Source organism: Vibrio sp. SCSIO 43137, from assembly GCF_028201475.1.
Lineage (GTDB): Bacteria > Pseudomonadota > Gammaproteobacteria > Enterobacterales > Vibrionaceae > Vibrio.
Map to the genome: position 1 here is coordinate 315,527 of NZ_CP116383.1, position 24,756 is coordinate 340,282.

26 protein-coding genes are annotated in these 24,756 nt (G+C 46.2%); 13 read left to right on the forward strand and 13 right to left on the reverse strand.

The features are described 5' to 3' along the window. The first annotated feature begins 12 nt into the window (after positions 1 to 12). The 4 genes from rng to tldD are packed head-to-tail and all read left to right on the forward strand — an operon-like array spanning position 13 to position 7,669. Positions 13 to 1,482 (forward strand): ribonuclease G, encoded by a 1,470-nt coding sequence (gene rng, locus PK654_RS01560; RefSeq protein WP_271697290.1) that lies wholly within the window; start codon positions 13 to 15, stop codon positions 1,480 to 1,482. Positions 1,483 to 1,492: 10 nt separating this feature from the next. Then, complete coding sequence (locus PK654_RS01565) at positions 1,493 to 5,374, forward strand: YhdP family protein (protein WP_271697292.1); 3,882 nt, start codon at positions 1,493 to 1,495, stop codon at positions 5,372 to 5,374. Positions 5,375 to 5,393: 19 nt separating this feature from the next. Further along, complete coding sequence (locus PK654_RS01570; RefSeq protein WP_271697294.1) at positions 5,394 to 6,212, forward strand: carbon-nitrogen hydrolase family protein; 819 nt, start codon at positions 5,394 to 5,396, stop codon at positions 6,210 to 6,212. Between the two features lie 11 nt (positions 6,213 to 6,223). Beyond that, positions 6,224 to 7,669, forward strand: coding sequence for a metalloprotease TldD (gene tldD / locus PK654_RS01575; protein ID WP_271697296.1), 1,446 nt, complete (start codon positions 6,224 to 6,226; stop codon positions 7,667 to 7,669). Between the two features lie 82 nt (positions 7,670 to 7,751). On the opposite strand, the gene yjgA is transcribed toward tldD, so the two are convergent. Then, positions 7,752 to 8,270, reverse strand: a complete 519-nt coding sequence (yjgA, locus tag PK654_RS01580) for a ribosome biogenesis factor YjgA (RefSeq protein WP_271697298.1) — start codon at positions 8,268 to 8,270, stop codon at positions 7,752 to 7,754. A gap of 117 nt (positions 8,271 to 8,387) precedes the next feature. Here yjgA and pmbA point away from each other — a divergent pair, with 117 nt between their 5' ends. Next, positions 8,388 to 9,731, forward strand: a complete 1,344-nt coding sequence (pmbA, locus tag PK654_RS01585) for a metalloprotease PmbA (RefSeq protein WP_271697300.1) — start codon at positions 8,388 to 8,390, stop codon at positions 9,729 to 9,731. A 78-nt stretch (positions 9,732 to 9,809) separates the two neighbouring features. Here pmbA and mgtE read toward each other — a convergent pair whose 3' ends face one another. The 12 genes from mgtE to PK654_RS01645 form a co-directional block, all read right to left on the reverse strand. Further along, the gene (gene mgtE, locus PK654_RS01590; RefSeq protein WP_271697302.1) at positions 9,810 to 11,177 is read right to left on the reverse strand and encodes a magnesium transporter; all 1,368 of its coding nucleotides are present in this window, start codon (positions 11,175 to 11,177) and stop codon (positions 9,810 to 9,812) included. 144 nt (positions 11,178 to 11,321) lie between these two features. After that, positions 11,322 to 11,597, reverse strand: a complete 276-nt coding sequence (locus tag PK654_RS01595) for an HPr family phosphocarrier protein (protein ID WP_271697304.1) — start codon at positions 11,595 to 11,597, stop codon at positions 11,322 to 11,324. Between the two features lie 12 nt (positions 11,598 to 11,609). Continuing rightward, complete coding sequence (rapZ, locus tag PK654_RS01600; protein ID WP_271698761.1) at positions 11,610 to 12,476, reverse strand: RNase adapter RapZ; 867 nt, start codon at positions 12,474 to 12,476, stop codon at positions 11,610 to 11,612. A 35-nt stretch (positions 12,477 to 12,511) separates the two neighbouring features. Next, positions 12,512 to 12,958: a PTS IIA-like nitrogen regulatory protein PtsN gene (gene ptsN, locus PK654_RS01605; RefSeq protein WP_271697305.1), complete on the reverse strand. Its 447-nt coding sequence runs from the start codon at positions 12,956 to 12,958 to the stop codon at positions 12,512 to 12,514. Positions 12,959 to 12,960: 2 nt separating this feature from the next. Continuing rightward, a complete protein-coding gene (gene hpf, locus PK654_RS01610; protein WP_271697306.1) occupies positions 12,961 to 13,248 on the reverse strand; it encodes a ribosome hibernation promoting factor in 288 nt (95 codons plus the stop codon). Positions 13,249 to 13,270: 22 nt separating this feature from the next. Then, positions 13,271 to 14,740 (reverse strand): RNA polymerase factor sigma-54, encoded by a 1,470-nt coding sequence (locus PK654_RS01615; protein WP_271697307.1) that lies wholly within the window; start codon positions 14,738 to 14,740, stop codon positions 13,271 to 13,273. 66 nt (positions 14,741 to 14,806) lie between these two features. After that, positions 14,807 to 15,532 (reverse strand): LPS export ABC transporter ATP-binding protein, encoded by a 726-nt coding sequence (gene lptB / locus PK654_RS01620; protein ID WP_271697308.1) that lies wholly within the window; start codon positions 15,530 to 15,532, stop codon positions 14,807 to 14,809. A gap of 1 nt (position 15,533) precedes the next feature. Continuing rightward, complete coding sequence (gene lptA, locus PK654_RS01625) at positions 15,534 to 16,028, reverse strand: lipopolysaccharide transport periplasmic protein LptA (protein ID WP_271697309.1); 495 nt, start codon at positions 16,026 to 16,028, stop codon at positions 15,534 to 15,536. Beyond that, entirely contained in the window at positions 16,009 to 16,572 is a 564-nt protein-coding gene (lptC, locus tag PK654_RS01630) for an LPS export ABC transporter periplasmic protein LptC (protein WP_271697310.1), read from the reverse strand. The genes lptA and lptC overlap by 20 nt, the downstream gene beginning before the upstream one ends. Further along, the gene (gene kdsC / locus PK654_RS01635; RefSeq protein WP_271697312.1) at positions 16,569 to 17,126 is read right to left on the reverse strand and encodes a 3-deoxy-manno-octulosonate-8-phosphatase KdsC; all 558 of its coding nucleotides are present in this window, start codon (positions 17,124 to 17,126) and stop codon (positions 16,569 to 16,571) included. The genes lptC and kdsC overlap by 4 nt, the downstream gene beginning before the upstream one ends. Further along, the gene (gene kdsD, locus PK654_RS01640; RefSeq protein ID WP_271697314.1) at positions 17,126 to 18,094 is read right to left on the reverse strand and encodes an arabinose-5-phosphate isomerase KdsD; all 969 of its coding nucleotides are present in this window, start codon (positions 18,092 to 18,094) and stop codon (positions 17,126 to 17,128) included. Before kdsD ends, kdsC begins: the two co-directional genes overlap by 1 nt. A 19-nt stretch (positions 18,095 to 18,113) precedes the next feature. Continuing rightward, positions 18,114 to 19,079: a calcium/sodium antiporter gene (locus PK654_RS01645; protein ID WP_271697316.1), complete on the reverse strand. Its 966-nt coding sequence runs from the start codon at positions 19,077 to 19,079 to the stop codon at positions 18,114 to 18,116. Between the two features lie 301 nt (positions 19,080 to 19,380). Between PK654_RS01645 and mlaF the strand changes: the two genes are divergently transcribed. From mlaF to PK654_RS01685, 8 genes are read left to right on the forward strand one after another with little or no spacing between them, the layout of a single operon-like run. Then, complete coding sequence (gene mlaF, locus PK654_RS01650) at positions 19,381 to 20,184, forward strand: phospholipid ABC transporter ATP-binding protein MlaF (protein ID WP_271697318.1); 804 nt, start codon at positions 19,381 to 19,383, stop codon at positions 20,182 to 20,184. Continuing rightward, positions 20,177 to 20,968: a lipid asymmetry maintenance ABC transporter permease subunit MlaE gene (mlaE, locus tag PK654_RS01655; RefSeq protein ID WP_271698762.1), complete on the forward strand. Its 792-nt coding sequence runs from the start codon at positions 20,177 to 20,179 to the stop codon at positions 20,966 to 20,968. The genes mlaF and mlaE overlap by 8 nt, the downstream gene beginning before the upstream one ends. Before the next feature lie 3 nt (positions 20,969 to 20,971). Further along, complete coding sequence (gene mlaD, locus PK654_RS01660) at positions 20,972 to 21,451, forward strand: outer membrane lipid asymmetry maintenance protein MlaD (RefSeq protein WP_271697320.1); 480 nt, start codon at positions 20,972 to 20,974, stop codon at positions 21,449 to 21,451. 40 nt (positions 21,452 to 21,491) lie between these two features. After that, entirely contained in the window at positions 21,492 to 22,112 is a 621-nt protein-coding gene (locus PK654_RS01665) for an ABC transporter substrate-binding protein (RefSeq protein WP_271698763.1), read from the forward strand. After that, a complete protein-coding gene (locus PK654_RS01670) occupies positions 22,112 to 22,417 on the forward strand; it encodes an STAS domain-containing protein (RefSeq protein ID WP_271697322.1) in 306 nt (101 codons plus the stop codon). Before PK654_RS01665 ends, PK654_RS01670 begins: the two co-directional genes overlap by 1 nt. A 12-nt stretch (positions 22,418 to 22,429) precedes the next feature. Beyond that, entirely contained in the window at positions 22,430 to 22,684 is a 255-nt protein-coding gene (gene ibaG, locus PK654_RS01675; protein ID WP_271697323.1) for a BolA family iron metabolism protein IbaG, read from the forward strand. A gap of 8 nt (positions 22,685 to 22,692) precedes the next feature. Continuing rightward, positions 22,693 to 23,958, forward strand: coding sequence for a UDP-N-acetylglucosamine 1-carboxyvinyltransferase (gene murA, locus PK654_RS01680; protein ID WP_271697325.1), 1,266 nt, complete (start codon positions 22,693 to 22,695; stop codon positions 23,956 to 23,958). Further along, a complete protein-coding gene (locus tag PK654_RS01685; protein WP_271697326.1) occupies positions 23,958 to 24,695 on the forward strand; it encodes a 1-acylglycerol-3-phosphate O-acyltransferase in 738 nt (245 codons plus the stop codon). The genes murA and PK654_RS01685 overlap by 1 nt, the downstream gene beginning before the upstream one ends. The last annotated feature ends 61 nt before the right edge of the window (positions 24,696 to 24,756 follow it).

The following is a 24,756-nucleotide window of genomic DNA, read 5'->3' on the forward strand; positions in this document are numbered from 1 at the left end:
TGAGGTGCTCTCATGAGTGCAGAGTTATTAATTAATGTCACCCCAAGTGAAACACGTGTAGCAATGATCGAGGGCGGTGTCCTTCAGGAAGTTCATATTGAACGGGAAGCCCGCCGCGGAATCGTCGGAAATATCTATAAAGGTCGCGTCTCCCGAGTACTGCCGGGAATGCAGGCTGCCTTTGTCGATATAGGTCTGGAAAAAGCAGCCTTCCTGCACGCTTCAGATATTGTTCCCCATACAGAATGCGTCGCTGAAAATGAAAAGAAGCAGTTTCAGGTAAGAGATATATCTGAGCTGGTTCGTCAGGGGCAGGATATTGTTGTTCAGGTGGTAAAAGATCCTCTTGGTACCAAGGGAGCGCGCCTGACAACCGATATTACTCTGCCGTCCCGTTACCTTGTCTTTATGCCCGGTGCCAGTCATGTGGGGGTTTCCCAGCGCATAGAAAGCGAAGAAGAGAGAAACCGCCTGAAAAATATCGTGGCAGAATATTGCGACGAAGATGGCGGATTTATTATCCGTACAGCAGCAGAAGGTGCTGATGATAAAGAGCTTTCTCAGGATGCTATTTTCCTTAAGCGGTTGTGGAAAAAAGTGGGTGAACGTCGTTCCCGTTATAAAACCCGATCGACCCTTTATGGTGAGCTTGGGCTGGCGCAGAGAATTTTGCGTGACTTTGTCGGTACAGAGCTAACCCGTATTCAGGTGGATTCCCGCTTAGTATTTGAAACATTAAAAGAGTTCACTACCGAGTTTGTTCCTGAGCTGACAGACAAACTTGAGCTATATGAAGGCGATAAACCCATCTTTGATATGTTTGATGCCGAGAATGAAATTCAGCGCTCCCTTGACCGGAAAGTAGAGCTTAAATCCGGTGGCTATCTGATTATCGATCAGACCGAAGCGATGACAACAGTCGATATCAATACTGGTGCTTTTGTCGGCCGGCGTAATCTGGAAGAGACTATCTTTAATACCAATGTCGAGGCGACTCAGGCCATTGCCCGGCAGCTAAGGCTGAGAAACCTTGGCGGCATTATTATTATCGACTTTATCGATATGCTGTCTGAAGAGCATAGAGAGAGGGTAATAAATTCTCTTGAAGCGGCACTGTCTGTAGACAGGGTTAAAACCAATATTAATGGTTTTACCCAGTTGGGCTTAGTGGAGATGACCCGTAAAAGAACCCGGGAAAGTATTGAACATGTACTCTGTTCTGAGTGTCCAACTTGTGAAGGACGTGGTTCAGTGAAAACCGTTGAGACGGTTTGTTATGAAGTACTCAGGGAGATTACCCGTGTTAACCGTGCTTATGATGCCGATAAGTTTGTTGTTTATGCTTCTCCGGCTGTTGCAGAGACCCTTGAGGGAGACGAATCTCATGCGCTGGCTGAGCTGGAAGTCTTTATCGGCAAACAGGTTAAAATTCAAGTTGAACCGCTATACATTCAAGAGCAGTTCGATGTGGTCATGATGTAATGGAGCAGGTGTGAGTTCACTGTTCGCTCGCTTAGGGCGTTTTGTTTTATGGATTCTGGTAACAGTAATGGTATTTCTGGCCCTTGCTGTTACCGCATTACGTATATCTTTACCCCGGCTGGATAGTTATCAACAGGAAATATCTAGCTGGGTAGTTAACTCTACCGGTCTGCCCTTTAGCATAGGTAGTGTGGAAGGCTACTGGCGCAACACCCGCCCTTCCATTTCACTTCGAGACCTTGAAGTGGAGGGTATCAGCGAAAAAAATGTCACCTTTACCGTTGATGAAGTTCAGCTTCAGCTTGATCTTCTGCAATCGGCTCTGACCCTTTCTCCTAAAATTGCCTCACTTAATGTTAACGGCCTGAATCTTGATATCAGCCAGATAAAGCTGATTGGTAAAGGCGATCAGGATAAGGGAGACCAGCAAGCAGAAAGTCGCTCTTCAGATAAATTTCTTTCCCGTCTTGAGTCACTGCTGTTAAGGCAGCTGGCTGACTTTAGTCTGCAGGATGCCAGTGTCCGTTACCAAACCTTTCAGGGCAATGTCCGTTCATTGGGCTTTAAACAATTAAAGTGGCGCAACCGGGGTAAGCAGCACAAGCTGGAAGGCTATGTCAGTCTGGAAAATGGTGGTTTAAACAGTCTGGCCGTTAAGGCTAACTTTAAAGATCACGGCTCAATACTGGACGTTTCAGGTGACTTTTACGCTCAGGCAGAAGATATAAGAGTGACGCCATGGCTGACAAAATATCTGGAAGATGAAACGGGTATTGATAGCGGGCAGGTCAGCTTTAATAGCTGGTTTAGTTTTGACAGAAGCAAACCGGTGGATGCTTTTGTTGAGTTACGGCCTTCTGAACTAAGCTGGCATCAGGACACGGCTCATTCACTGATCCTTGAAAAAGGAACCTTTAAGCTGGTACCCGGAGCGGAGAGTGGCGAGTGGAAAGTCAGTGGCCATTCGATTACAGCCAGAACCGATGAGATTGACTGGCCCGAGCTCGATATTGCCTTTGAATGGTTAAACGACTCGTGGACAGTAAATATTTCACAGCTGGACATCGCTTCTTTAAGGCCTTTAGTTCATTTGATGCCTCAATCTTCAGAAGCGGCAAAGTGGGTTGATACTTTGCAGCCCAGTGGTTTAGCAGAAGATTTACGCTTCTCATTTAACCGTGACAACGGCGATTTAAATTACTCGGCCAGCCTAAGCTCTGCAGGTATGAAGCAGTGGTATCTTTTGCCAGAAGTTCATGACTTAACTGCTGACATCTCGGGAAATAATACTACGCTGGTAGCATCGGCTTCGCTAATTGATGACCGCCTGCCCTATGGTGATGTTTTTCAGGCTCCACTACGAATTAAGCAGGGTAATGTCGATATTGTCTGGCAGTCGGATGAGAGAGGCTGGAAGCTCTGGTCAGATAAAGTTTCTGTTGCCACACCAGATATGCAGGTGATTGGTGAGTTCTTACTTGATTTTCCTGATGTCGGCTCATCTTTCTTGTCATTCTATGCCGAGACCGATGTATTTAATGCCGGTGAAACATGGCGTTACCTGCCTACTCTGGCTTTGGGCCAGGAGCTGACGGATTATCTGTCCCCTGCCATACAAGGGGGAAATGCCAAAACGGCTCAGGTTATGTGGTTCGGAGAGTTAGGTGAGTTCCCTTATCAAAATAACAATGGTGTTTTTCAGGCCAAGGTTGCCCTGAATGACACCCGGTTTAGCTTTGACACTCAGTGGCCGGCGATTACAGATATGCAGCTGGATCTGCTGTTTGAAAATGCTTCCATGTATCTGGATTCAAAATCTGCCCGCCTGATGGATGTAGAAGCAGAAAGAGTGACCGGAGAAATTGCTTATCTGGGCCCCGGTGGTGAACTGGATATCTGGGCTAAAGCCACGGCAAAAGGGCCTATGGTTCGTGACTATATGATGGCCACCCCTCTGGTGGACTCTGTTGGTGCGGCATTAACTGAGGTGCAGGTGGCCGGAAATGTTAAATCAGAGTTCCGGCTTAATATCCCGTTTGATGAAGGAAAGGATACCAGAGCGTGGGGATATGCCGATCTGCCGGGTAATACCATTAATGTTCAGTCGCCACCTATTGAGCTGAAGAATGCGCGTGGCAGAGTGGTCTTTGATAATGATGTGGTTAAAGCCTCAGGGCTGAAAGCCAATCTTCTTTCTCAGCCTGTTTCCGTTGATTTTAAGGGCGAGGGGCTGGCATCAAGCTATGCTGTGAATATTAACTTGCTTGGTGACTGGGAAGTGGCACCACTTGCTCCTTATATAGGTTCAAAATGGGTAAAACGGTTTCAGGGCCATGCCCCGTGGCAGATGGACATTGATTTACAGCTTAATGATATCGGTTTTACCTATCAGATAGATTCAAAGGCTAACCTTGATTTTGTCTCCAGCCAGTATCCGGCACCGCTGGATAAGGCGCTGGGCGAGAAAAAATTACTGCAGATGCAGGCTTCCGGAAATCAGGAAAGCATCTCCAGCCGGATTCAGTTGCCGGGGGCTAAATATCAGGCAGAGATTGATATCAGGGGTGAAAAGCCTGAACTTACGGCAACCAATTTGTTGCTTGGTAAAGGGAGCTTTAAAGCCAGCCCGATTGTCGGCCATCATATGACGGTCAGGGCGCCTGAGTTTAATCTGGATGAATGGATTGAAGTTGCCTCTGAGAAAGAGCAGAGCAAAAGTGTTTCCAAGCTGAGTCAGATGGCGACACCGGAAATACCTTTACCACAAAGGGTTCAGCTTGATACAGAACTGCTCAGATTTGCAACTTTGGATTGGCATGATGTTAACTTTTCAGCCCGTAAAAAAGGTTATTCATGGGCGATGAAGGTCGACAGCGCAGAGGTTAAAGGGGATGCTAACTACCTTGAACCTTATGATCTGAGTGTCTCGCTGGATCGGTTACAACTCTTTATACCTCAGTTAGATAAAGAGACGGAGCAGACTGTCGTATTTCAGGCTGAACAAGATCAGCCTCTGATCAGTGAATTCGACAGAGAGTTTCACCGCTTGATGCCAAGCCTGACCCTGAATATCAGAGACTTTTGGCTGCAAGGCTATAAGGTCGGTAAGGTCAATATCGATATGGAGCGTAAAGATGACTACCTGAGCTGGCGCAATATCGAGTTTAGTAGCGGTAATAATACCATACAGGCGAGTGGTAGCTGGTTACTCTCAGGAGATAACAGTGTTTCGGATATAGAGCTGTTCGTTAAAGGTGACGATAACACTGAACTGATGGACAGGTTCGGTATCAGCTCGGGTATTCAGAAAGCGCCTTTTGAAGTGAGCTCTGATATGCAGTGGCAGGGTGCGCCATGGTCAATGCAGATTGATACGCTAAAAGGGGACTTAAAAGTCGAGTTTGGGAAAGGGGTGATTTCTGATGTCAGTGGTGCTGCTAAACTATTGGGCATGTTCAGCCTTGATTCGATTATTCGTAAAATGCAGCTCGATTTTAGTGATATATTTGATAAAGGACTGGCGTTTGACAGCATTAGCGGATCCGGAAAGATTGAAAAAGGGGTATTTGTTACCAATGATATTGTGATGGACTCTGTTGCCGGAGATATGAACCTTAAGGGAATGGCCGATCTAAACAATAATCTGGTTGATGCTGAGGTAGAGTTTACTCCGGATCTGACATCAGGTATTCCTGTGTTGACCGCGTTTGCTGTAACTCCGCAGACAGCGGTAGTGGTATTTGCTATCTCTAAAGTAATTTCGCCGGTTGTGGACGTATTTACCAAGATCCGCTACCGGGTACAGGGATCTCTGGATGCACCTGAGGTTAAGGAGCTCTCGCGCAGCAGGGGAGAATACAAACTTCCGGATGCCCAGCGCAAAGGACAGTAAGTAGAGCAAGGGAATGGATATGGATAATGTCGGCATCGTTCAGATGACCTCTGGACCAGAACCGCTGAAGAATTTAGCTTTTATTGAGCAACAACTGAAGAGACTATCAGAAAGTGGTGTTAAGTTAGTACTTACTCCTGAGAACTGTATTGTATTTGGCAGTAAATCTGACTACCGACTGCATGCAGAAGAGCTTGGTAGCGGACTTATTCAGTCAACTCTGGCGGACTTAGCCCGAAAATATAAACTCTGGCTGGTTATCGGCAGCCTGCCCATTCGTCATGAAGAAAAAATCACAACCACCTCACTGGTGTATAACAGTGAGGGCGAAATAGTCGCCCATTACGATAAGCTGCATCTGTTCGATGTTGATGTGGATGATCAACACGGCAGCTACAGAGAGTCTGAGACATTTTCAGCGGGAGAACGGGTAGCTGTTGTCGATACCCCAGTCGGTAAGTTAGGACTTACTATTTGTTATGATCTCCGCTTTCCTCATCTTTTTTCAGAACTCAGGAAGAAAGGCGCTCAGATAATTTCAGTTCCTGCTGCTTTTACTGCAACCACAGGAGAAGCACACTGGGAAGTGTTATTACGTGCCCGGGCGATAGAAACTCAGTGCTGGATTCTGGCTGCGGCTCAAACCGGTAAACATCCGTGTGGCAGAGAAACCTGGGGGCATTCGATGATAGTTAATCCCTGGGGAAGGATTATTCAACAAATCAATGGTGAAGCGGGTACAATTAAAGGGATGATAGAAGAAGGTATTCTGAATTCAGTGCGTTTGAATATGCCTATGCAGTCTCATGCCCGCTTCCAGTCAAAATTTAAACAGTAAAAAGGTTCACAATGACCATTAATCGTGTAGAGAACGAGCTATTTTCGCCTACAGGCCTTACCCGTCAGGATGTTGCTGATACTCTGGCCTGTATCGCTACCAGACAGATCGATTACGCCGATATCTATTTTCAGTCCAGTTGGCATGAGTCTCTGGTGCTTGAAGACAGTATTATCAAAGACGGTTCTTTTAATATTGATCGTGGTGTGGGTGTCAGGGCGGTTACCGGCGAGAAAACCGGCTTTGCCTATTCAGACCAGATCCAGAAAGAGAGCCTGATGCAGAGTGCTAATGCTGCGCGGGGAATTGCTCAGCAGGGACAGAATGGGCAGGTGAAAGCGTTCTCGTCACTTGGTCATAACAGTGTTTATCAGGCGACTAACCCTCTGGAGAGCCTGCATAAACAGCAAAAAATTGATTTATTAAAAGAACTGGATGCTTATATCCGTACTAAAGAACCACTGGTGACAGAAGTGTCTGTCAGCCTGAGTGGCGTTTATGAACAGGTACTAGTCGCGGCAACAGACGGAACTTATGAGGCGGATATCAGGCCGCTGGTTCGCCTGTCTGTCAGCGTGCTGGCTCAGAAAGGTGATCGCAGGGAGAGAGGCAGTTCAGGTGGCGGCGGCCGCTATGGCTACGATATGTTCCTTAATGAAGATAATGGCCGTAAGGCCGCTTATTACTTTGCTGATGAAGCGATACGTCAGGCTCTGGTCAACCTTGAGGCCGATGCGGCTCCTGCCGGAGCTATGCCTGTGGTACTTGGTGCCGGCTGGCCGGGCGTACTTCTGCATGAAGCTGTAGGGCATGGCCTTGAAGGGGACTTTAACCGTAAAGGCTCTTCAGTTTTCTCCGGTAAAGTTGGCGAACAGGTAACTTCTCCGCTATGTACTATTGTTGATGACGGCACCATGGCTGATCGCCGTGGCTCACTAAACATTGATGATGAAGGTGTGAAAGGCCAGTACAACACTCTGATTGAAGATGGTGTTCTTAAGGGCTATATGCAAGATAAACTGAATGCCCGCCTGATGGGGGTTGCGCCGACAGGAAACGGTCGCAGGGAATCTTATGCTCATCTGCCTATGCCGAGAATGACCAACACTTACATGCTGCCGGGTGAGCATAGCGCGGAAGAGATCATTTCTACCGTTAAGAAAGGCTTGTATGCACCAAACTTCGGTGGTGGTCAGGTTGATATCACTTCCGGTAAGTTTGTTTTCTCTACCTCGGAAGCGTATCTGATTGAAGAGGGTAAAATTACCCGCCCTGTTAAGGGAGCAACCTTGATTGGCTCCGGTATTGAAGCGATGCAGCAGGTCTCTATGGTCGGGGATGACTTATCGCTGGACAGAGGTGTTGGTGTCTGTGGTAAAGCGGGGCAAAGTGTTCCGGTCGGTGTCGGACAGCCAACATTGAAACTGGACTCGCTTACGGTCGGCGGAACTGAATAACAGTTTCAATAGAAACAGATAAACTAAGGGCTAGATAAATCTAGCCCTTTTGCCATTCGGCGATTGTCGAAACCAAACGATTTTACTCTTCCAGCTCTTTTAGTAGCTGAAAAATTTCGCGATAAGCCTTAGGCGGTTTATTGGCTTTCTTTTCACGTCTCGCCTGAAGATAGAGCTGGCGGAAACGCTGGCGGTCAGCCTGAGGGTATTTTTCCATTACCTCTGCAACGGCACTGTCACCTTCTTCGACGATACGATCTCTGAGCTGTTCCAGTTTGTGCAGCTCTGCTGTCGCTTGTGAGTGCTTGTTGCGGTATTTATCCAGGGCAGCCTGAATCGGCTCCGGATCGATATTACGCATAACTTTACCGATATACTGCAACTGACGGCGCTTAGCTTCATTTTTAAAGCGTTGGGCATCCGCCACGGCTATTCTGAGGTCATCAGGAAGGGGAAACTTTTCCAGTGTAGCCGGTTTAACTGCAACCAGCTCTTCGCCAAGTTTTTGCAGTGCTTCCATATCCTGTTTCATCTCGGTTTTACTAACCCAGATGATCTCTTCTTCCTCTTCCCAGGGAGCTTTTTGGTTTTTTCTTGCCATTTGATCTGCTTCTCATGATTATCTAGAGAGATTTTGCACTATTTTAGCAAGAATAATGGGGAGAATGCGAAAACCTTGTTATTCTAAGTAAATATATTTCACTTTTCAGAAGCGGCTATGGACGTAAAACAACAAATTGCACAACAGAGAGCTGAACTTGAAGCAGCTGTCGACAAGGCTTTAAAACTGGCAACGGGAACTGCAGATGCAGCAGAAGTAGCCATCACCAAATCAACAGGCTTAAGTGTTTCTACCCGGATGTGCGAAGTTGAGAATGTTGAATTTAATAGCGATGGTGCCCTTGGTATTACGGTTTACCGGGGACAGAGAAAAGGTAGTGCATCTACCTCAGATCTAAGTGAAAAAGCGATTCAGCAGACGGTAGAGGCCGCTCTTGATATTGCTAAGTATACTTCCGAAGATCCATACGCCGGCCCCGCACCGGCAGAGCTTATGGTTAAAGAGATCCCTGATTTGGATCTGTTCCACCCTGATGAGCCAGAGCCGGATAATGCTGCTAAGCTGGCTATCGCGGCTGAAGAAGCGTCCCTGAACTACAGCGACAAAATTAAGCAGAGTGATGGTGCCAGTTACGACAGCCACTATGGGGTTAAAGTCTACGGTAACAGCCATGGCCTACTGGCCAGTTACCCTTCAAGCCGTCACAGCCTGAGCTGCGTTAGCATTGGTGAGGGTGACAATGGTGTGATGGAGAGAGATTATAGCTATACTATTTCCCGTCAAACCAGCGATCTATGGACACCAGAGCAAGTCGGCCTGAAAGCGGCAGAAAAAACCGTTTCTAGGCTGGATGCGCAAAAACTGCAAACGGGTAAGTTCCCGGTAATGTTTGCAGCCGATGTCGCAACAGGGTTAATCGGGCATCTGGTTATGGCTATCAGTGGCGGTAATTTGTATCGCAAATCATCTTTCCTGCTGGATCAACTGGGCAATAAGATCTTCCCTGACTGGTTCTCCATTGAAGAGAAACCTCATGTGTTAAGAGGGCTGGCATCCAGCCCGTTTGATAGTGAAGGTGTATATACTCAGGACAGGTCGATTATCAGCGACGGCACACTGGCTACTTATCTGTTAACCAGTTATTCAGCCAGAAAGCTGAATATGACGCCGACAGGCCATGCTGGTGGTATTCATAACTGGTATGTCTCATCTACCGGACAGAGCTTTGATGCTATGCTGAAAGAGCTGAATACGGGCTTTTTGGTGACAGAGCTTATGGGGCAGGGTGTGAATGTGGTGACTGGTGACTATTCACGTGGTGCTGCCGGATTCTGGGTGGAGAATGGTGAAATTCAGTTCCCGGTATCTGAAGTGACTATTGCCGGTAACCTTAAGGATATGTTTAACACTATTGTTGCTGTTGGTGCGGATACTGAGACCCGTTCTCAGGTTCAGACCGGTTCTATTCTGATTGAATCGATGAAGATTGCCGGCTGTTAATTCCGTCTGCTTTATGGATCAGAAAGGCCAGCCTATACAAAAATAAGGGCTGGCCTTCGTTATATCGGGTATTCCTGTTCAGATAAATATGGTTGCCAGACCTAAGAAAACGGAAAGACCAATTACATCAGTAATGGTGGTTAGTGCCATACCGCCGGCAAGGGCCGGGTCGATATTCATCTTCTTAAGCATGATAGGGATGGTTACCCCTGCGATACCGGCCACCAGTAGGTTGGTTAGCATAGCTGCGGATATGATTCCGCCAAGTAGCCAGTTGCCTTTCCAGACAACGACGATACCACCGATAATACAAGCCCAGAGAATACCGTTCAGCAGTCCGATGGCGGCTTCTTTCAGTAACAGTTCACGCTTGTTACTGTCACCGATATGGCCGACAGCCAGCCCGCGGATCACCAGTGCCACGGTCTGATTACCCGCTACACCACCCATTGAAGGAACAATGGTCATCAGAACCGCAATAGCGGCCATCTGGTCTAGTGTGGCTTCAAACATATTGGAAACAGAAGCGGCAGCCAGAGCGGCTAACACATTGGCGCCAAGCCAGACACTTCGTCTTCGGGCCGATTTCACAACAGGTGCAAAGGTATCTTCATCATCGTCCATACCGGCCAGACTCATCATTGAGTGCTCGGCATCTTCACGGATAATATCGACTACGTCATCGATGGTGATACGGCCGACAAGGTGATGATTTTCATCTACCACAGGTGCTGATACCCAGTCCCGTCGCTCAAACAGGCTGGCAACATCGGAATCACTGGTTTCAACGGGAATGGCTTCATCCGCATCATCCATAACCTCACTGACCTGTACATCAGGCTGAGTGGTAATCAGGGTAGTCAGGGACAAGTGGCCAATCAGCCGGCTCTCCTCGTCAATAACATACAGGGCATCGGTGACGTCCGGCAGTTCACCTTTCATACGCAGATAACGAAGAACTACGTCTACATCTACGTCACCACGAATGGTGGTTACGTCGGTATTCATGATACTGCCGGCAGTATCTTCCGGATAAGAAAGGGCTGTTTCGACTCTCAGCCGGTCGGCAATATCCATTTGTGCCAAAATTTCACGGGAAACATCGTCCGGCAGGCTTCGCAGTACGTAAGCAAGGTCATCGGTGTCCATGCCTTCCGTTGCTTCTGCCAGCGTCTCCGGTGCCATCTGACTAACAAGGCCGTCTTTTACGTCCTCATTCAGTTCGTCAAGGATTTCACCGTAATCTTCAGGATCGGTGAGTTGCCAAAGGACATCACGGGATTTACGCGGGGAAGCTTCTAGAAGGTGAGCGATATCTTCCGGTTCCATGTCCTGCAACTGACGTCGCACATGGACAAACCGCCCTTGTTCCAGAGCATCACTCACTTCCTGGAGGGTCTGATGAGTCTGTTGAGCTTGATCGAGTTCTAATTGCGGCTCTGCCATTCTCTCCTCCGGTTATGAAAGGTTATTACTGCCTGAATACTAACTTAATTTTAAGCCTTATTTAATAAGATCTTATGACGGAAAGAAAATAATTTGATGATGATGCTTAACTGACTGAAGGAATTTTAGACAGTAAAGTATGGATTATTCGTCTTCTTCAAATCTGGCTTCGATCAGTTCACAGACAGCACCAAGAGCCTGTTCTGCCTCTTCGCCTTCACAGGAGATAGTGACGTACTCTCCCTGAGAGGATTCCAGCATAATCAAACCCATAACGCTATCTGCGCTCATGGCTTTATTTTCTTCATTGGAAACGGTAATTGAAGCTTTATAACTCTGAGCCAGTTCGACTAGTTTTACGGCAGCTCTTGCATGCAGGCCGAGCCGGTTTTGTATCAATACTCTTTTACTACACTGCATAGGTTTTTTCTTCTATAACGGGTTAGCAATTTTTTCCAGACTGGTGTGACGGATTTGAACTTGTTTGCCGCTCTGTTTGAACAGTTCACCTAAGGCGTGAGTCAGATAGACAGAGCGATGCTTTCCTCCGGTGCAACCAATGGCGACGGTCAGATAACTGCGGTTATTTTTCTCCAGCATTGGTAACCATTTTTCAATATAAGCTTGAATATCGGCTTTTAACTCAACCACGCTGGGTTGTGCCTCCAGATAATCTATTACCGGCTTATCCAGTCCGGTAAACGGCCTCAGGCTTGGTTCCCAGTGCGGGTTAGGCAGAAAACGGACATCAAACACATAGTCGGCATCAGTGGGGATACCGTATTTGAATCCGAATGATTCAAATACCATCACCAGCTCTTGTCTCTCCCGGCCAAGCACCCGCATGCGGATCAACTCGCTCAGGTCATGAATGGACTGGCCGCTACTATCGATCACAAGATCAGACAGCTCTTTCAGATAGTCAATCTGACTCTTCTCTTCCATTATCGCCTGATCCAGAGATAACTTATCTTCATTCAGGGAGAGTGGATGAATTCGTCGGGTTTCACTATACCGTTTCAGCAGGGTTTCCTGACTGGCGTCGAAGAAAAACAGGGTAAGATTGATTTCCGCCCTTAACTGAGCAAGAGCATTGGTTACTAACTCAGGATCGTTGGGGAGGTTGCGGATATCGACACTGACAGCCACGTTTTGATTTCTGTCACCAACGGTACGGACAAATTGATTGAGCAGGTTTACGGGAAGGTTATCAACGCAGTAATAACCAAGATCCTCCAGAACTCTCAGCGCGACACTTTTACCGGCGCCGGATAAGCCGCTGATAATGACCAGCTGCATGTCATTTTTTGTCTGTACAACCTGCTCATTCATGATTACTGATTCGTCATTATGTCGTAAAGCTCTTGGTCGCTCTGAGCATTTCTTAACTGTTTAAGGACCTGCTTGTCATTGAGACGCTCAGCCATAGAGGAGAGGGTCTTCAGGTGCTCTTTACATTGAGCATCAGGAACAAGCAGGGCAAAAAGGAGATCAACCGGTCGATTATCTATGGCATCGAATTCGATAGCTTCTTCGCACTGAAGTAATATGGCAACCGCCTCGTCACAGGAATACATACGTGCATGTGGAATGGCGATACCATTGCCTATGCCTGTACTTCCCATTTTTTCCCGGTTTAACATACATTCAAACAGTTCGTTTGAATCCTGACCTGTGTGAGCGGCAGCGATCTGACTGATCAGCTCCAGAGCTCTTTTTTTACTTGTGCACTGGACTGCACTTTTTGTGCAGTCCAGTGAAAGTACTTCGCTAATTTGCATGGTTAATGATTACTGAGTTTTTCTTTATGTTTGTTTAACTGACGTACAAGTTTGTCAACTAAAGAGTCTATTGCAGCGTACATGTTTTCCTCATCAGCGGCTGCGTGTATATCTCCTTGATTTACATGCAAAGTTGCTTCTGCAACATGTAACACTTTTTCTACACGTAATACCACATGAACATTATTTATATGTTCAAAAAACCGTTCTAGTTTCTGAAACTTCTGGTGAACGTAGTCTTGCATTGAATCGGTAAGATCAACGTGATGCCCTTTAATATTGATTTGCATAGACTTTCCTTTTTATTGCGGCCTAGAGTAGGCGTTTACGCTGACTCGACGGGGCGATCCCCAGAGACTCGCGGTATTTGGCGATGGTTCGCCGGGCAACCTGAATCCCCTGGTCAGCTAATAGTGCAGCAATTTTACTATCGCTGAGTGGTTTAGCAGTGTTCTCTGCGGCAACCAGCTTCTTGATTAGTGCTCGAATTGCTGTTGATGAACACTCTCCGCCATTATCCGTACTTACATGGCTAGAGAAGAAATACTTAAGTTCAAATATCCCTCTGGGGGTGTGCATAAATTTCTGGGTTGTTACCCTTGAAATGGTCGACTCGTGCATATCGACAGCAAGAGCGATATCGTTGAGTACCATTGGCTTCATTGCCTCTTCGCCATACTCAAAGAAATCCTGTTGATGCTCAACAATACAGCGGGCAACTTTAAGCAGGGTTTCATTACGGCTCTCAAGGCTCTTAATCAGCCATTTTGCTTCCTGAAGATTACTGCGGATAAACTGGCTGTCGGCACTATTACCTTTACCCAGTGCAGCATAATGCTGGTTTACTTTCAGTCTTGGAACACTGTCCGGGTTGATAGCAACAGTCCATTTTCCTTTGTCCTTAAATACAGACACATCAGGAACAACATACTCGGTCTCATCCGGTGTAATTGAACTGCCCGGGCGAGGATCTAACTGCTGGATAAGCATCATTACTTCCCGTAACTCTGCTTCTTTTAGTTTGCTCTCTTTGCTAATTAGCTTGTAATCGCGGTTACCCAACTGATCGATATGATTTTCCAGTACCATTTTGGTCTGTTCAAGCCACGGGGTATCCTGAGGGAAGGTGGCTAGTTGCAGTAACAGGCACTCTTGCAGGTTACGTGAGGCAACACCTAAAGGGTCAAATTGCTGAATACGTTTAAGAACCGCTTCAACTTCGTCCAGCTCAACCTCTTCATGGTCAACACTTTCAAGAATATCTTCTGTGGAAACGGTCAGGTAGCCGTAATTGTCAACGGCATCAATAATGGCGGTTGCAATGGCATGGTCGGTATCAGAAAAAGGAGTAAGATCCAGTTGCCAGTGAAGGTAGTCTTGCAGGCTTTGGGTTGTTTCACCCTGATAAACCGGCATATCGTCATCCAGAGCGATGCCTGTGTTGCCGGTATTGGCACTGTAGACATCATCCCATGAGGCATCTATTTCTAAGTCATCAGAAATTTCTGACTTTTCAATAACATCAGAACTGTCAGGAGATTCAGGTTCTGAGCTTGCTTCAGCAGCAGGTTCGGCGGTGATTTCCTCTTTCTCTTTTACGGCTTCTTCACTGGTGCTTTCTTCTTGCCCTTCATCGACATCCAGCAGGGGATTTGATTCCAGAGCTTCCTGAATCTCCTGCTGAAGATCCAGTGTTGACAGCTGCAATAAGCGAATGGCTTGTTGCAACTGAGGTGTCATTGCTAATTGTTGACCGAGTTTGAGTTGTAATGAGGGTTTCATTCAGTGATTGCTGCCTTGTTATTCTTGTTAATCAACAAATATGATCTTTTACCTGCCATACAGTAATCATAGTCGGAATTGTTCGCCGAGATAAACCTGTTTTACCTGTTCATTATTCAGAACTTGATCTGGCGTCCCTTCTGCAATTAAATGTCCCTGACTTACAATGTAGGCTTTTTCACACACATCCAGAGTTTCACGCACATTGTGGTCGGTGATAAGTACTCCGAGTCCTCTGTCACGAAGGTGCTCAATAATTTTCTTAATATCGATAACTGAAATCGGATCAACACCGGCAAAAGGCTCATCCAGCAGAATAAACTCTGGGTTGGCTGCCAGTGCCCGGGCGATCTCTACCCGGCGACGCTCACCACCAGACAATGCCATACCGGCGCTTTTGCGTATATGTTGAATATTAAATTCATCAAGAAGGTCTTCTACCTTATCCTGACGGTCCTCTCTGCTTAACTCTTTGCGGGTTTGTAATACCGCCATAATATTGTCTTCAACAGAGAGTTTACGGAAGATAGACGCTTCCTGCGGCAGGTAACCAATACCTAAACGGGAGCGACTGTGCATGGGAAGGACACTAATATCATTGTCATCGATCATGATTCTGCCTTCGTCGCGGGCAACCAGACCAACAATCATATAAAAAGAGGTTGTTTTACCTGCACCGTTAGGGCCCAGCAGGCCGACAATCTGACCGGATTCCACTGTCAGGCTGACATCGGCAACCACTTTTCTGTTTTTGTAGCTTTTCGCTAAATGCTCTGCTTTAAGTACTGCCATATTATTGGTTGGTAACCTGAGGTTGAAGAACCGTTTTCACCCGCTCGTTCTTGCCGCCATCGGCTGTCAGCTTCTGTGATGAAATCTTATAGGTGATTTTCTGGCCGCGAATGGTACTTTCATCCTGTGACAGAACCGCATCGGCAATCATGGTTAACTGATCTGTCGCCACTTTATAGTAGAGCTCTTTTGCTTCCCCGCGAAGAGTTTTACCCTCATCGGTAAGCTGGGAAAAGGTAGCGGGAGCACCATAAGCCTCGATCTCTTTCAGAGAGTCATCTTTCTGATTACGGATCACAATCAGCTTATCAGCATTAATGCTGATACTGCCTTGCTTAAGCTTTACGTCACCACTAAAGGTAACCTTGTTGCTTTTCATATCCAGGTTTTGTTTATCAGAATCAATATAGATTGGCTGTTCTGAATCTGATGTCAGTGCATAAGCACTTGATGCTGCAAACAGGCAGGCAATAAGACTAAGGTGTAAGAGTTTCATATCTACCTTGTACTTTGTTATACAGAGTTGCGACATTATCGGCAAAATTACCTTCCATCGCATTTCCTTTCGTTTCAAATGTCGGGCCTAGCAGCATAACGGCTGTATCTGCCCAAAAATCCCGGTTATCTAACTTAATAAATAGCTTTTGGGTTGCCATAGTATCAAAACCGGCATCGGGTAATAAATTTTTTGCTAACACATTATCATAAAGTGTCAGAACTTGATCTTTGGTCAGAATGCCACGATCTGCGGTCACTTCCCACTCTTCTGTTTCACCATCCCGGTAAATATAGAGTACAGGGTATTCGAAAACAGTATCACCACTTTTTGCATAGTGATCCAGATATTGAGAGGTAACCCGATAGCTGCGAATCCCTTTTTCGTCAAAACTGGTGTTATCGACAAACTGTCCGCTTAGGGCCGGCAACTCTAAATCCGGAGTCACCTGTATCGCTGTTATTCTGGATGTACCATACAGGTAATACGCAGAATAAACCGTTATCATCAGCAAAATTGCATAGATAATACGGGACAAAGTCATATACTTAAGCCTTTATGCAATTCAAGTTCATCTCTTGCCTGCAAAATAAGATCACAAACCTCACGTACTGCGCCATAACCGCCTTTAATTTTAGTGACATAGTTTGCTTTTTTAATTAAAAGAGGGTGCCCGTCAGCAACGCATACCCGCAAAGCCACTTTTTCCATTACCGGCCAGTCGATAAGGTCATCGCCGATGTAAGCGGTATGCTGTGGCTCTATATTGAGTTTAGAGCAGATATCCTGATATGCCTGAATCTTATCGCTTTGCCCCTGATAGATAAGTGAGATTCCCAGCCCTTTCATTCTGTCTTCTACAATCTGAGACTGCCTGCCGGTAATAATGGCAATCTCTACCCCTGCGCTCATCAGAGATTTCACTCCGTGGCCGTCACGGGTGTGGAAAGTCTTTAGCTCTTCACCGTTATTGCCCATGTAAACCAGACCATCAGAAAACACACCGTCTACATCACAGATCAACAGTTTAATCTGCTTTGCCGTGGCATAAATCTCTTTTGATACAGAGCCGTAAAGGGTTTGAACCAGTTCAGACATTACATTACTCCCGCTTTGAGCAGATCGTGCATATTCAGGGCACCAACCAGTTTGCCCTCTTCACAGAGCAGCAGTCCGGTTATTCTTTTTTCCTGCATCAGATTTACACCATCTACCGCTAGCATGTTTGGTGTGGCTACGGTCGGATTTTGTGTCATTACCTCACCAATTTTGGTGGTATGCACATCGATCTGTTTATCCAGAATTCGTCTTAAGTCGCCGTCAGTAAAGATACCCACTACTTTGTCCTGATGGTCGACAATAGCGGTCATGCCTAGTCCTTTTTCGGAAATAACAATCAGGGCATCTCTGATTAGGGCGTCTGGAGAGACGACAGGAAGCTCTGACCCCGAACGCATAATATCAGCAAGTTTCAGCAGCAGTTTTCTGCCCAGAGCTCCGCCCGGATGGGAAAGAGCAAAGTCTTCTGCTGTAAAACCTCGGGCACGAAGAAGGGCGACCGCCATAGCATCACCCATCACCAAAGTAGCCGTCGTACTGCTGGTGGGTGCAAGTCCCAGCGGGCAGGCTTCTTCCGGCACGGTAATCTGAAGGTGAATATCAGCCAGCTTTGCCATGGTAGATTGTGGCTTGCCGGTCATGCTGATAATGGTGATATTCAGTCGCTTCAGTACGGTAAAAAGGGAGAGTATTTCAGATGATTCACCTGAGTTTGAAATTGCGATAACAATATCGCCTTGCTCTATCATACCTAAGTCACCGTGGGCCGCTTCGCCGGGATGAACAAAAAAGGCTGATGTGCCAGTGCTGGCAAGTGTAGCGGCAATTTTATTGCCAATGTGGCCGGATTTTCCCATTCCCATCACAACCACTTTACCCTGATTGTGCAGAATACGGTCGCAAGCGTTATTGAAGTCTTGATTAAAGTACTGAGTCAGCTGCTTTAATCCATTGATTTCAATGTTTAACACTTCGTTAGCGGCTTTTTGATAATCGAACCCGGACATTGACTTCTTATTCCTTAGTTTATGCTGTTAAGTTAGAAAATAGATAGAACTGATAACTGACAAAACAGAGGGTGAAAATTACCCCTTCGATGCGGTTGATACTTCTGGATTTCCCCAGAGCAAAAATAACCAGCAATAGTGAAAGAGCCAGCATAACCCAAAAATCTCTGCCCATCGCCATAGAGCTAATTACAGAAGGGTTCAGAATGCCTGGAATGCCCATTACTGCCAGGATATTAAACACGTTTGAGCCGATAATGTTACCGACTGCCATATCATCTTCGCCTTTCAGAACACCCGCCAGAGAGGCAGCCAGTTCAGGAAGGCTGGTACCGATAGCGATAATGGTCAGGCCGATAATCAGGTCACTCATACCAAAGTATTTTGCAATCACAACGGCACTTTCAACCAGCTTATCAGCTGCAAGAGGCAGAACAATTAAGCCTACTACTACCCAGAATGCAGCCTTACCATTGCTGACACCTTCCGGAACTTCAGATTCCTGCTCTTCCAGAAAGGCATCGCCTTTACTCTTCTCAATTTGGCTGATGCGCAACATAGCCAGAATAAAGGCAGCAAAAAGCACAAACAGCAGTACACCTTCATAAAAGCCAAGATGGCTGTCCCACAGAATCAGTCCTGCCAATAAAGTGACCACAATCATTAGCGGGAGTTCACGCCTTATTACTGCTGAACTGATAGAAAGCGGCTTAATAATGGCGGTGATACCCAGAATAAGGGCAATATTGGCAATATTTGAACCAAGGACGTTACCGATAGCGGTATCGGTTTTTCCGCCTAATGCAGCAGTGGCTGAAACCATCATTTCCGGAGCAGATGAACCCATCGCCAGAATGGTCATACCTATAACTAGGGGGGAGACACCAACATTACGGGCTAATGCAGCAGCGCCGAATACCAGTCTGTCAGCACTCCATACAAGAAGAATTAAGCCTATGATGAGCGTCACAACGGCTGTAAGCATGATGATTCCTACAAAATTACTTTATTAAACAGGTGACCGTGAATTGTAAATTCAGCGTATTATAAAAAGGAAGTTTAACTTTGAAGAAAGTCACATAGGGAATGTTTCCCGCCTTTCTTGTTAAGGAAAGTTTAGGACACTCCCTCGCTTATCCGGTGGATTATACTCTGAGAAAGAGTACTAATTCTAGTCGAAATAGGGGTAGAATCTTAATCTTATGAATCTGTTTAAACTTTTGGCATAATTGTCAGTCTATTTATTAATTTTTAAGAGCCACTAAATAAATCATTTAAGTGAGAATATGTCGATTAAGGATTTAGTCACAGTTAACAACTTAAGCTTTTCCAGAGGCGAACGCGTCATATTTGACGGTGTCAGTATTCGTGTGCCTAAAGGGAAAGTGACCGCTATTATGGGGCCTTCAGGGATAGGTAAAACCACCATGTTACGCCTGATAGGCGGGCAGATATATCCGGAGTCTGGTGAGATCTGGTTTGATGGTGAGAACATACCGACACTTAATCGTCACTCTCTTTATAAAGCGCGAAAAAAGATGAGCATGCTGTTCCAGTCCGGAGCCTTGTTTACCGATTTAACGGTGTTTGACAATGTTGCCTTTCCGCTACGCGAGCACACGGGTCTGTCGGAAGAGCTGATTAGTACCTTAGTAAAGCTCAAGCTTGAAGCGGTAGGACTGCGGGGCGCCGGTGAGTTGATGCCGAGTGAGTTGTCCGGTGGTATGGCAAGAAGAGCGGCGTTAGCACGGGCTATTGCCCTTGATCCTGAATTGATTATGTATGATGAGCCGTTCGTGGGCCAGGATCCTATCACTATGGGGGTGCTGGTCGAGCTGATTCGTAACCTGAATCACGCCCTTGGTCTGACGTCCATTGTTGTCTCTCATGATGTTCCTGAAGTGATGAGTATTGCCGATCATGTCTATCTGCTTGCTGATGGCCGGGTTATCGCATCGGGCTCTCCTGATGAGTTAAGAGAAAACAACGACCCTATGGTACAGCAATTTTTGCAGGGACATGCCGATGGACCGGTACCATTCCGTTTTCCGGCGTCTCCTATTGAAGAGGATCTTAACGGCTATGCTTAACTCCGTCTCTAATCAGTTGCAAAATATAGGCAGCAGAACCTTATCTGTTTGTCGCTCATGGGGTAGAGCCAGCCTGATGTTAGTCGGTGCGCTGCTCAATAAACCCCAGCCGGTTAAGAACTTTCCGCTGTTGGTAAAACAGCTTTATAGTATCGGCGTGCAATCTTTGGCTATCATTATCGTGTCAGGCCTGTTTATCGGCATGGTATTGAGCCTGCAGGGCTTTGTCGTTCTTATCGATTACGGTGCGGAAGGTAGTTTGGGTCAGATGGTTGCCCTTTCATTGCTCAGGGAACTGGGGCCGGTTGTTACTGCACTACTGTTTGCAGGACGGGCAGGCTCTGCACTGACAGCTGAAATAGGTTTAATGAAAGCAACAGAACAGCTATCCAGCCTCGAAATGATGGCCGTAGATCCCCTGAAACGGGTTATCGCACCACGTTTATGGGCGGGGCTTATCTCTATGCCATTGCTGGCGATGATTTTTATGGCTGTCGGTATCTGGGGTGGGCAGTTGGTTGGTGTTGACTGGAAAGGAATCGATCACGGTAGTTTCTGGTCAGCAATGCAATCTTCGGTGGAATTAGGACGCGATATAGGCAACAGCTTTATCAAGTGTATCGTCTTTGCCATCACGGTTACCTGGATTGCGTTATTTAACGGTTATGATGCGATTCCGACTTCGGAAGGAATCAGTAAAGCGACAACTCGCACGGTAGTACACTCTTCTTTAGCAGTTTTAGGGCTTGATTTTGTTCTGACTGCTCTGATGTTCGGGAATTAAAACATGCAACAAACACGAAAATTAGAATTATGGGTTGGCACTTTTGTAGTAACAGGTGTTGTCGCTATTTTGATCATGATACTTAAAGTTGCCAATGTAACGGGGATGGGCACGGGCAGTTCGTATAGTCTGAATGCTTATTTTGACAATATCGGCAGCCTGAAAGTCCGTTCTCCGGTAAAAATTGGTGGTGTTGTGGTTGGCCGGGTGAGTGATATTTCTCTGGACAAAGAGAACTTTATTCCTGTGGTTACACTGGATATTGATGAGCAGTTTGGTTATTTCCCTGAAACCTCCAGTGCGACTATTCTGACTTCAGGCTTGATTGGTGAGCAGTATATCGGTTTGGTACCGGGCTTTATGGATGAGGACGTGGAGCTGTTGAAAAACGGCGACATTATTGAAGATACTAAGTCGGCGCTGGTACTGGAAGATCTGATCGGTCAGGTACTCTATAGCGTAAATGGCTCGGATGAGGAGTAATTTGATGACTTACTTAAAAACACTATTTCATCTGGCGATTATGGGCCTGATGTTTATCTCTGTGGGAGCTTCTGCTGAGGTGGTCGATAAAACCAAGCCTTATGCCATGATGGAGCAGGTATCCGATAACCTGTTTAACCGCCTTAAGGCAGAAAAAGAGCAAATCAGAGAAACGCCTAACCACCTGAAAGTTGTGGTTGAAGAGGAGCTGATGCCTTATGTTAACTACCGTTATGCGGCTTTAAAACTGTTGGGTTCAAACCTGAGAAGTAAAAAGACCAAAAAGGAAGATGTCAGCCAGTTTATCGAGGCGTTTCATGGTTACCTGGTGACCTCTTATGCGCAGGTGCTGACCTTGTATTCTGATCAGGTGGTTGAGTTCGGGCCTGAAATGCCCATCGATGCAAAGAAACGCATTATTGGGATTAAAGTGGATGTGATTGACTCATCGCGGCCGAAAATCAAAATCGAATTTAAGCTGCGAAAAGATAAGAAAAGCGGTGAGTGGCTTGCCTATGACATGATTGCTGAAGGCGTTAGCTTGCTGTCGAGTAAACAGTCTGAGTGGAACGGAAAGATAAGAAAAGAGGGCATTCCCTTTGTAACACAAGAGCTTGTAAGGCTTTCTAAACAGTCAATCCGGTTTGAAGGAAGCAAGTAATGGCATCAGCAGAGTGGGCAATTGAAAACAACATAATGTCTATTGAGGGGGTATTAACCCGGGATGTTGTTCCTGCTATCTGGAAAGAACTGAAACAGTGGAAACCTGAGACAGAACAAATGGAACTCTCGCTGCAGAATACTCAGCGTATAGATTCTGCCGGAATGGTGATGTTAATCCACCTAATACAACATGCAAAAATTTCTGGCTGTCATATAATGCTCTGCTTCGTGCCTGATCAACTGAAAATGTTGTTTCAGCTCAGTAACATTGAAAACATGATGGTTGATCATATTAAAACTTAGGCAGGCGTGACTGTGGAAAGTGTAGAAATAAAACAAATTTTAGATAACGCATTGGAACTTCAGGAAATTCATGTGAAAGGTGAAGGCAGCCAGTTCGAAATTATGGCGATAGATCCTTGCTTTGCAGAAATGAACCGGGTGAAAAAACAACAGTTAATTTACGCTCCCCTGATGGAATACATTCAAAGAAATGATATTCATGCAGTATCGATTAAAGCGTTTACCCCGGAAGAGTGGGCTCGCGATAAAAAACTGATGTCGTTATAAGGTTTTTAATGGAAAAGTTTAGAGTTATAGGTTCCGATTCTCCCCTTAGCGGAGAGGTAACCATAGGCGGTGCAAAGAATGCAGCACTGCCTATTTTATTTGCCGCTATTTTGGCGGAAGAGCCGGTCGAAGTATTAAACGTACCAAAGCTCAAAGATATTGACACCACCATGGAGCTGTTAAAGCGCCTTGGTGCTAAGGTTTCACGTAATGGCTCCGTTCATGTTGACGGCAGTTCAATTTCTGAGTTCTGTGCCCCTTATGACCTTGTAAAAACCATGAGAGCGTCAATCTGGGCTCTGGGTCCATTGGTTGCCCGTTTTGGTAAAGGTCAGGTTTCATTGCCGGGCGGATGTGCCATTGGCGCCAGACCGGTAGATTTGCATATTCATGGTCTGGAGCTGCTTGGCGCAACCATTACCCTTGATGAAGGCTATGTCAAAGCCGAAGTAGAAGGTCGTCTGAAGGGTGCTCATATTGTTATGGACAAAGTGAGCGTTGGTGCCACTATCACCATTATGTGTGCTGCGACTCTGGCTGAAGGTACAACTGTGCTGGATAACGCAGCCCGTGAACCTGAAATTGAAGATACCGCAAACTTCCTTAATGCATTAGGTGCCAAGGTATCTGGTGCCGGCAGCAGCACAATTACTATTGAAGGGGTTGAGCGGTTAGGCGGAGGCAAACATACGGTTGTTGCTGACCGTATCGAAACCGGTACTTTCCTTGTTGCAGCAGCAGTATCGGGCGGTAAGATTGTTTGTAAAAACACCCAGTCTCACCTGCTGGAAGCGGTACTGGCTAAGCTGGAAGAAGCCGGAGCGAAGATCGACAGTGGTGAGGATTGGATCAGTCTGGATATGACGGATCGCGAACTGAAAGCGGTTACGGTAAGAACGGCTCCTCATCCGGGTTTCCCTACCGATATGCAGGCTCAGTTTACCTTGCTGAATATGATGGCAAAAGGTGGCGGCCTGATCACCGAAACCATCTTTGAAAACCGCTTTATGCATGTGCCTGAGCTACAGAGAATGGGCGCAAAAGCAGAAGTAGAAGGCAACAGTGTTATCTGTGGTGATGTGGAAGGCCTGAGTGCGGCTCAGGTGATGGCAACGGATCTTCGCGCCTCGGCCAGTCTGGTTATTGCCGGCTGTATTGCCAAAGGCGAAACCATTGTTGATCGTATTTACCACATTGACCGCGGCTACGAAAAAATTGAGAACAAGCTGTCTCAGCTTGGTGCCAATATCGAAAGATTCAGAGAGTCTGAGTAATGATCGCTTTTTTAAGAATTGTGGCGGTAGCTATCTTTGCTGTCTTTATGTTTGTTTTTGGCTGCGGTTACAGTCTGCTGACTCCCAGAAACCCTAAACTGGTGTTTATTATCGGACGACAGTTTAGCCGCATGGCAAAGATCTTCGGTTACAAACTAGAACTAAGATTACCTGATGATGTGTATGAAAGGGGTCAGAACCTTTATATTGCAAACCATCAAAATACATGGGATCTGTTTACCGTTTCTGCAGCAGTGACACCAAAGGTAGTGACTGTCGGTAAAAAAAGTCTGGTCTGGATACCGCTGTTTGGTCAGCTTTACTGGCTGACAGGTAACATCCTTATTGATCGTTTCAATCGTTCAAAAGCGAAAGGAACCATTGATCAGGTTGTTGACAGTATGAAAAATAGTGATGTCTCTGTGTGGATGTTCCCTGAAGGAACCCGTTCACGTGGCAGAGGATTACTACCTTTTAAAACCGGTGCTTTTCACGCTGCAATTGGTGCGGGTGTGCCGATTATTCCTATCGTCTGTAGTACCACACAAGGTAAGTTAAGCTTAAATAGCTGGGATAATGGCCACGTTATTATTGAGATGCTTCCGCCGATCAGCACTGAAGGGTACGATAAATCGGATGTGAGAAAGCTGGCTGAAGTGTGCCGTGAGCAGATGAAAGCTAAGCTGGAAGAGTTAGACGCGGAAGTAGACCAGCGGAAACTCAGCAAGAAAAAATAGAGCGAAGATAACGAAAAAGCGCCGCAATGGCGCTTTTTTTATGCTGCTGATAAGCGATTAT

Bases quoted from the DNA above. Each gene is read 5' to 3' on its own strand.
- rng (WP_271697290.1), top strand. From the start codon at position 13: ATGAGTGCAGAGTTATTAATTAATGTCACCCCAAGTGAAACACGTGTA.
- PK654_RS01570 (WP_271697294.1), top strand. From the start codon at position 5,394: ATGGATAATGTCGGCATCGTTCAGATGACCTCTGGACCAGAACCGCTG.
- tldD (WP_271697296.1), top strand. From the start codon at position 6,224: ATGACCATTAATCGTGTAGAGAACGAGCTATTTTCGCCTACAGGCCTT.
- yjgA (WP_271697298.1), bottom strand. From the start codon at position 8,270: ATGGCAAGAAAAAACCAAAAAGCTCCCTGGGAAGAGGAAGAAGAGATC.
- pmbA (WP_271697300.1), top strand. From the start codon at position 8,388: ATGGACGTAAAACAACAAATTGCACAACAGAGAGCTGAACTTGAAGCA.
- mgtE (WP_271697302.1), bottom strand. From the start codon at position 11,177: ATGGCAGAGCCGCAATTAGAACTCGATCAAGCTCAACAGACTCATCAG.
- PK654_RS01595 (WP_271697304.1), bottom strand. From the start codon at position 11,597: ATGCAGTGTAGTAAAAGAGTATTGATACAAAACCGGCTCGGCCTGCAT.
- rapZ (WP_271698761.1), bottom strand. From the start codon at position 12,476: ATGCAGCTGGTCATTATCAGCGGCTTATCCGGCGCCGGTAAAAGTGTC.
- ptsN (WP_271697305.1), bottom strand. From the start codon at position 12,958: ATGCAAATTAGCGAAGTACTTTCACTGGACTGCACAAAAAGTGCAGTC.
- hpf (WP_271697306.1), bottom strand. From the start codon at position 13,248: ATGCAAATCAATATTAAAGGGCATCACGTTGATCTTACCGATTCAATG.
- PK654_RS01615 (WP_271697307.1), bottom strand. From the start codon at position 14,740: ATGAAACCCTCATTACAACTCAAACTCGGTCAACAATTAGCAATGACA.
- lptB (WP_271697308.1), bottom strand. From the start codon at position 15,532: ATGGCAGTACTTAAAGCAGAGCATTTAGCGAAAAGCTACAAAAACAGA.
- lptA (WP_271697309.1), bottom strand. From the start codon at position 16,028: ATGAAACTCTTACACCTTAGTCTTATTGCCTGCCTGTTTGCAGCATCA.
- lptC (WP_271697310.1), bottom strand. From the start codon at position 16,572: ATGACTTTGTCCCGTATTATCTATGCAATTTTGCTGATGATAACGGTT.
- kdsC (WP_271697312.1), bottom strand. From the start codon at position 17,126: ATGTCTGAACTGGTTCAAACCCTTTACGGCTCTGTATCAAAAGAGATT.
- kdsD (WP_271697314.1), bottom strand. From the start codon at position 18,094: ATGTCCGGGTTCGATTATCAAAAAGCCGCTAACGAAGTGTTAAACATT.
- PK654_RS01645 (WP_271697316.1), bottom strand. From the start codon at position 19,079: ATGCTTACAGCCGTTGTGACGCTCATCATAGGCTTAATTCTTCTTGTA.
- mlaF (WP_271697318.1), top strand. From the start codon at position 19,381: ATGTCGATTAAGGATTTAGTCACAGTTAACAACTTAAGCTTTTCCAGA.
- mlaE (WP_271698762.1), top strand. From the start codon at position 20,177: ATGCTTAACTCCGTCTCTAATCAGTTGCAAAATATAGGCAGCAGAACC.
- mlaD (WP_271697320.1), top strand. From the start codon at position 20,972: ATGCAACAAACACGAAAATTAGAATTATGGGTTGGCACTTTTGTAGTA.
- PK654_RS01665 (WP_271698763.1), top strand. From the start codon at position 21,492: ATGGGCCTGATGTTTATCTCTGTGGGAGCTTCTGCTGAGGTGGTCGAT.
- PK654_RS01670 (WP_271697322.1), top strand. From the start codon at position 22,112: ATGGCATCAGCAGAGTGGGCAATTGAAAACAACATAATGTCTATTGAG.
- murA (WP_271697325.1), top strand. From the start codon at position 22,693: ATGGAAAAGTTTAGAGTTATAGGTTCCGATTCTCCCCTTAGCGGAGAG.
- PK654_RS01685 (WP_271697326.1), top strand. From the start codon at position 23,958: ATGATCGCTTTTTTAAGAATTGTGGCGGTAGCTATCTTTGCTGTCTTT.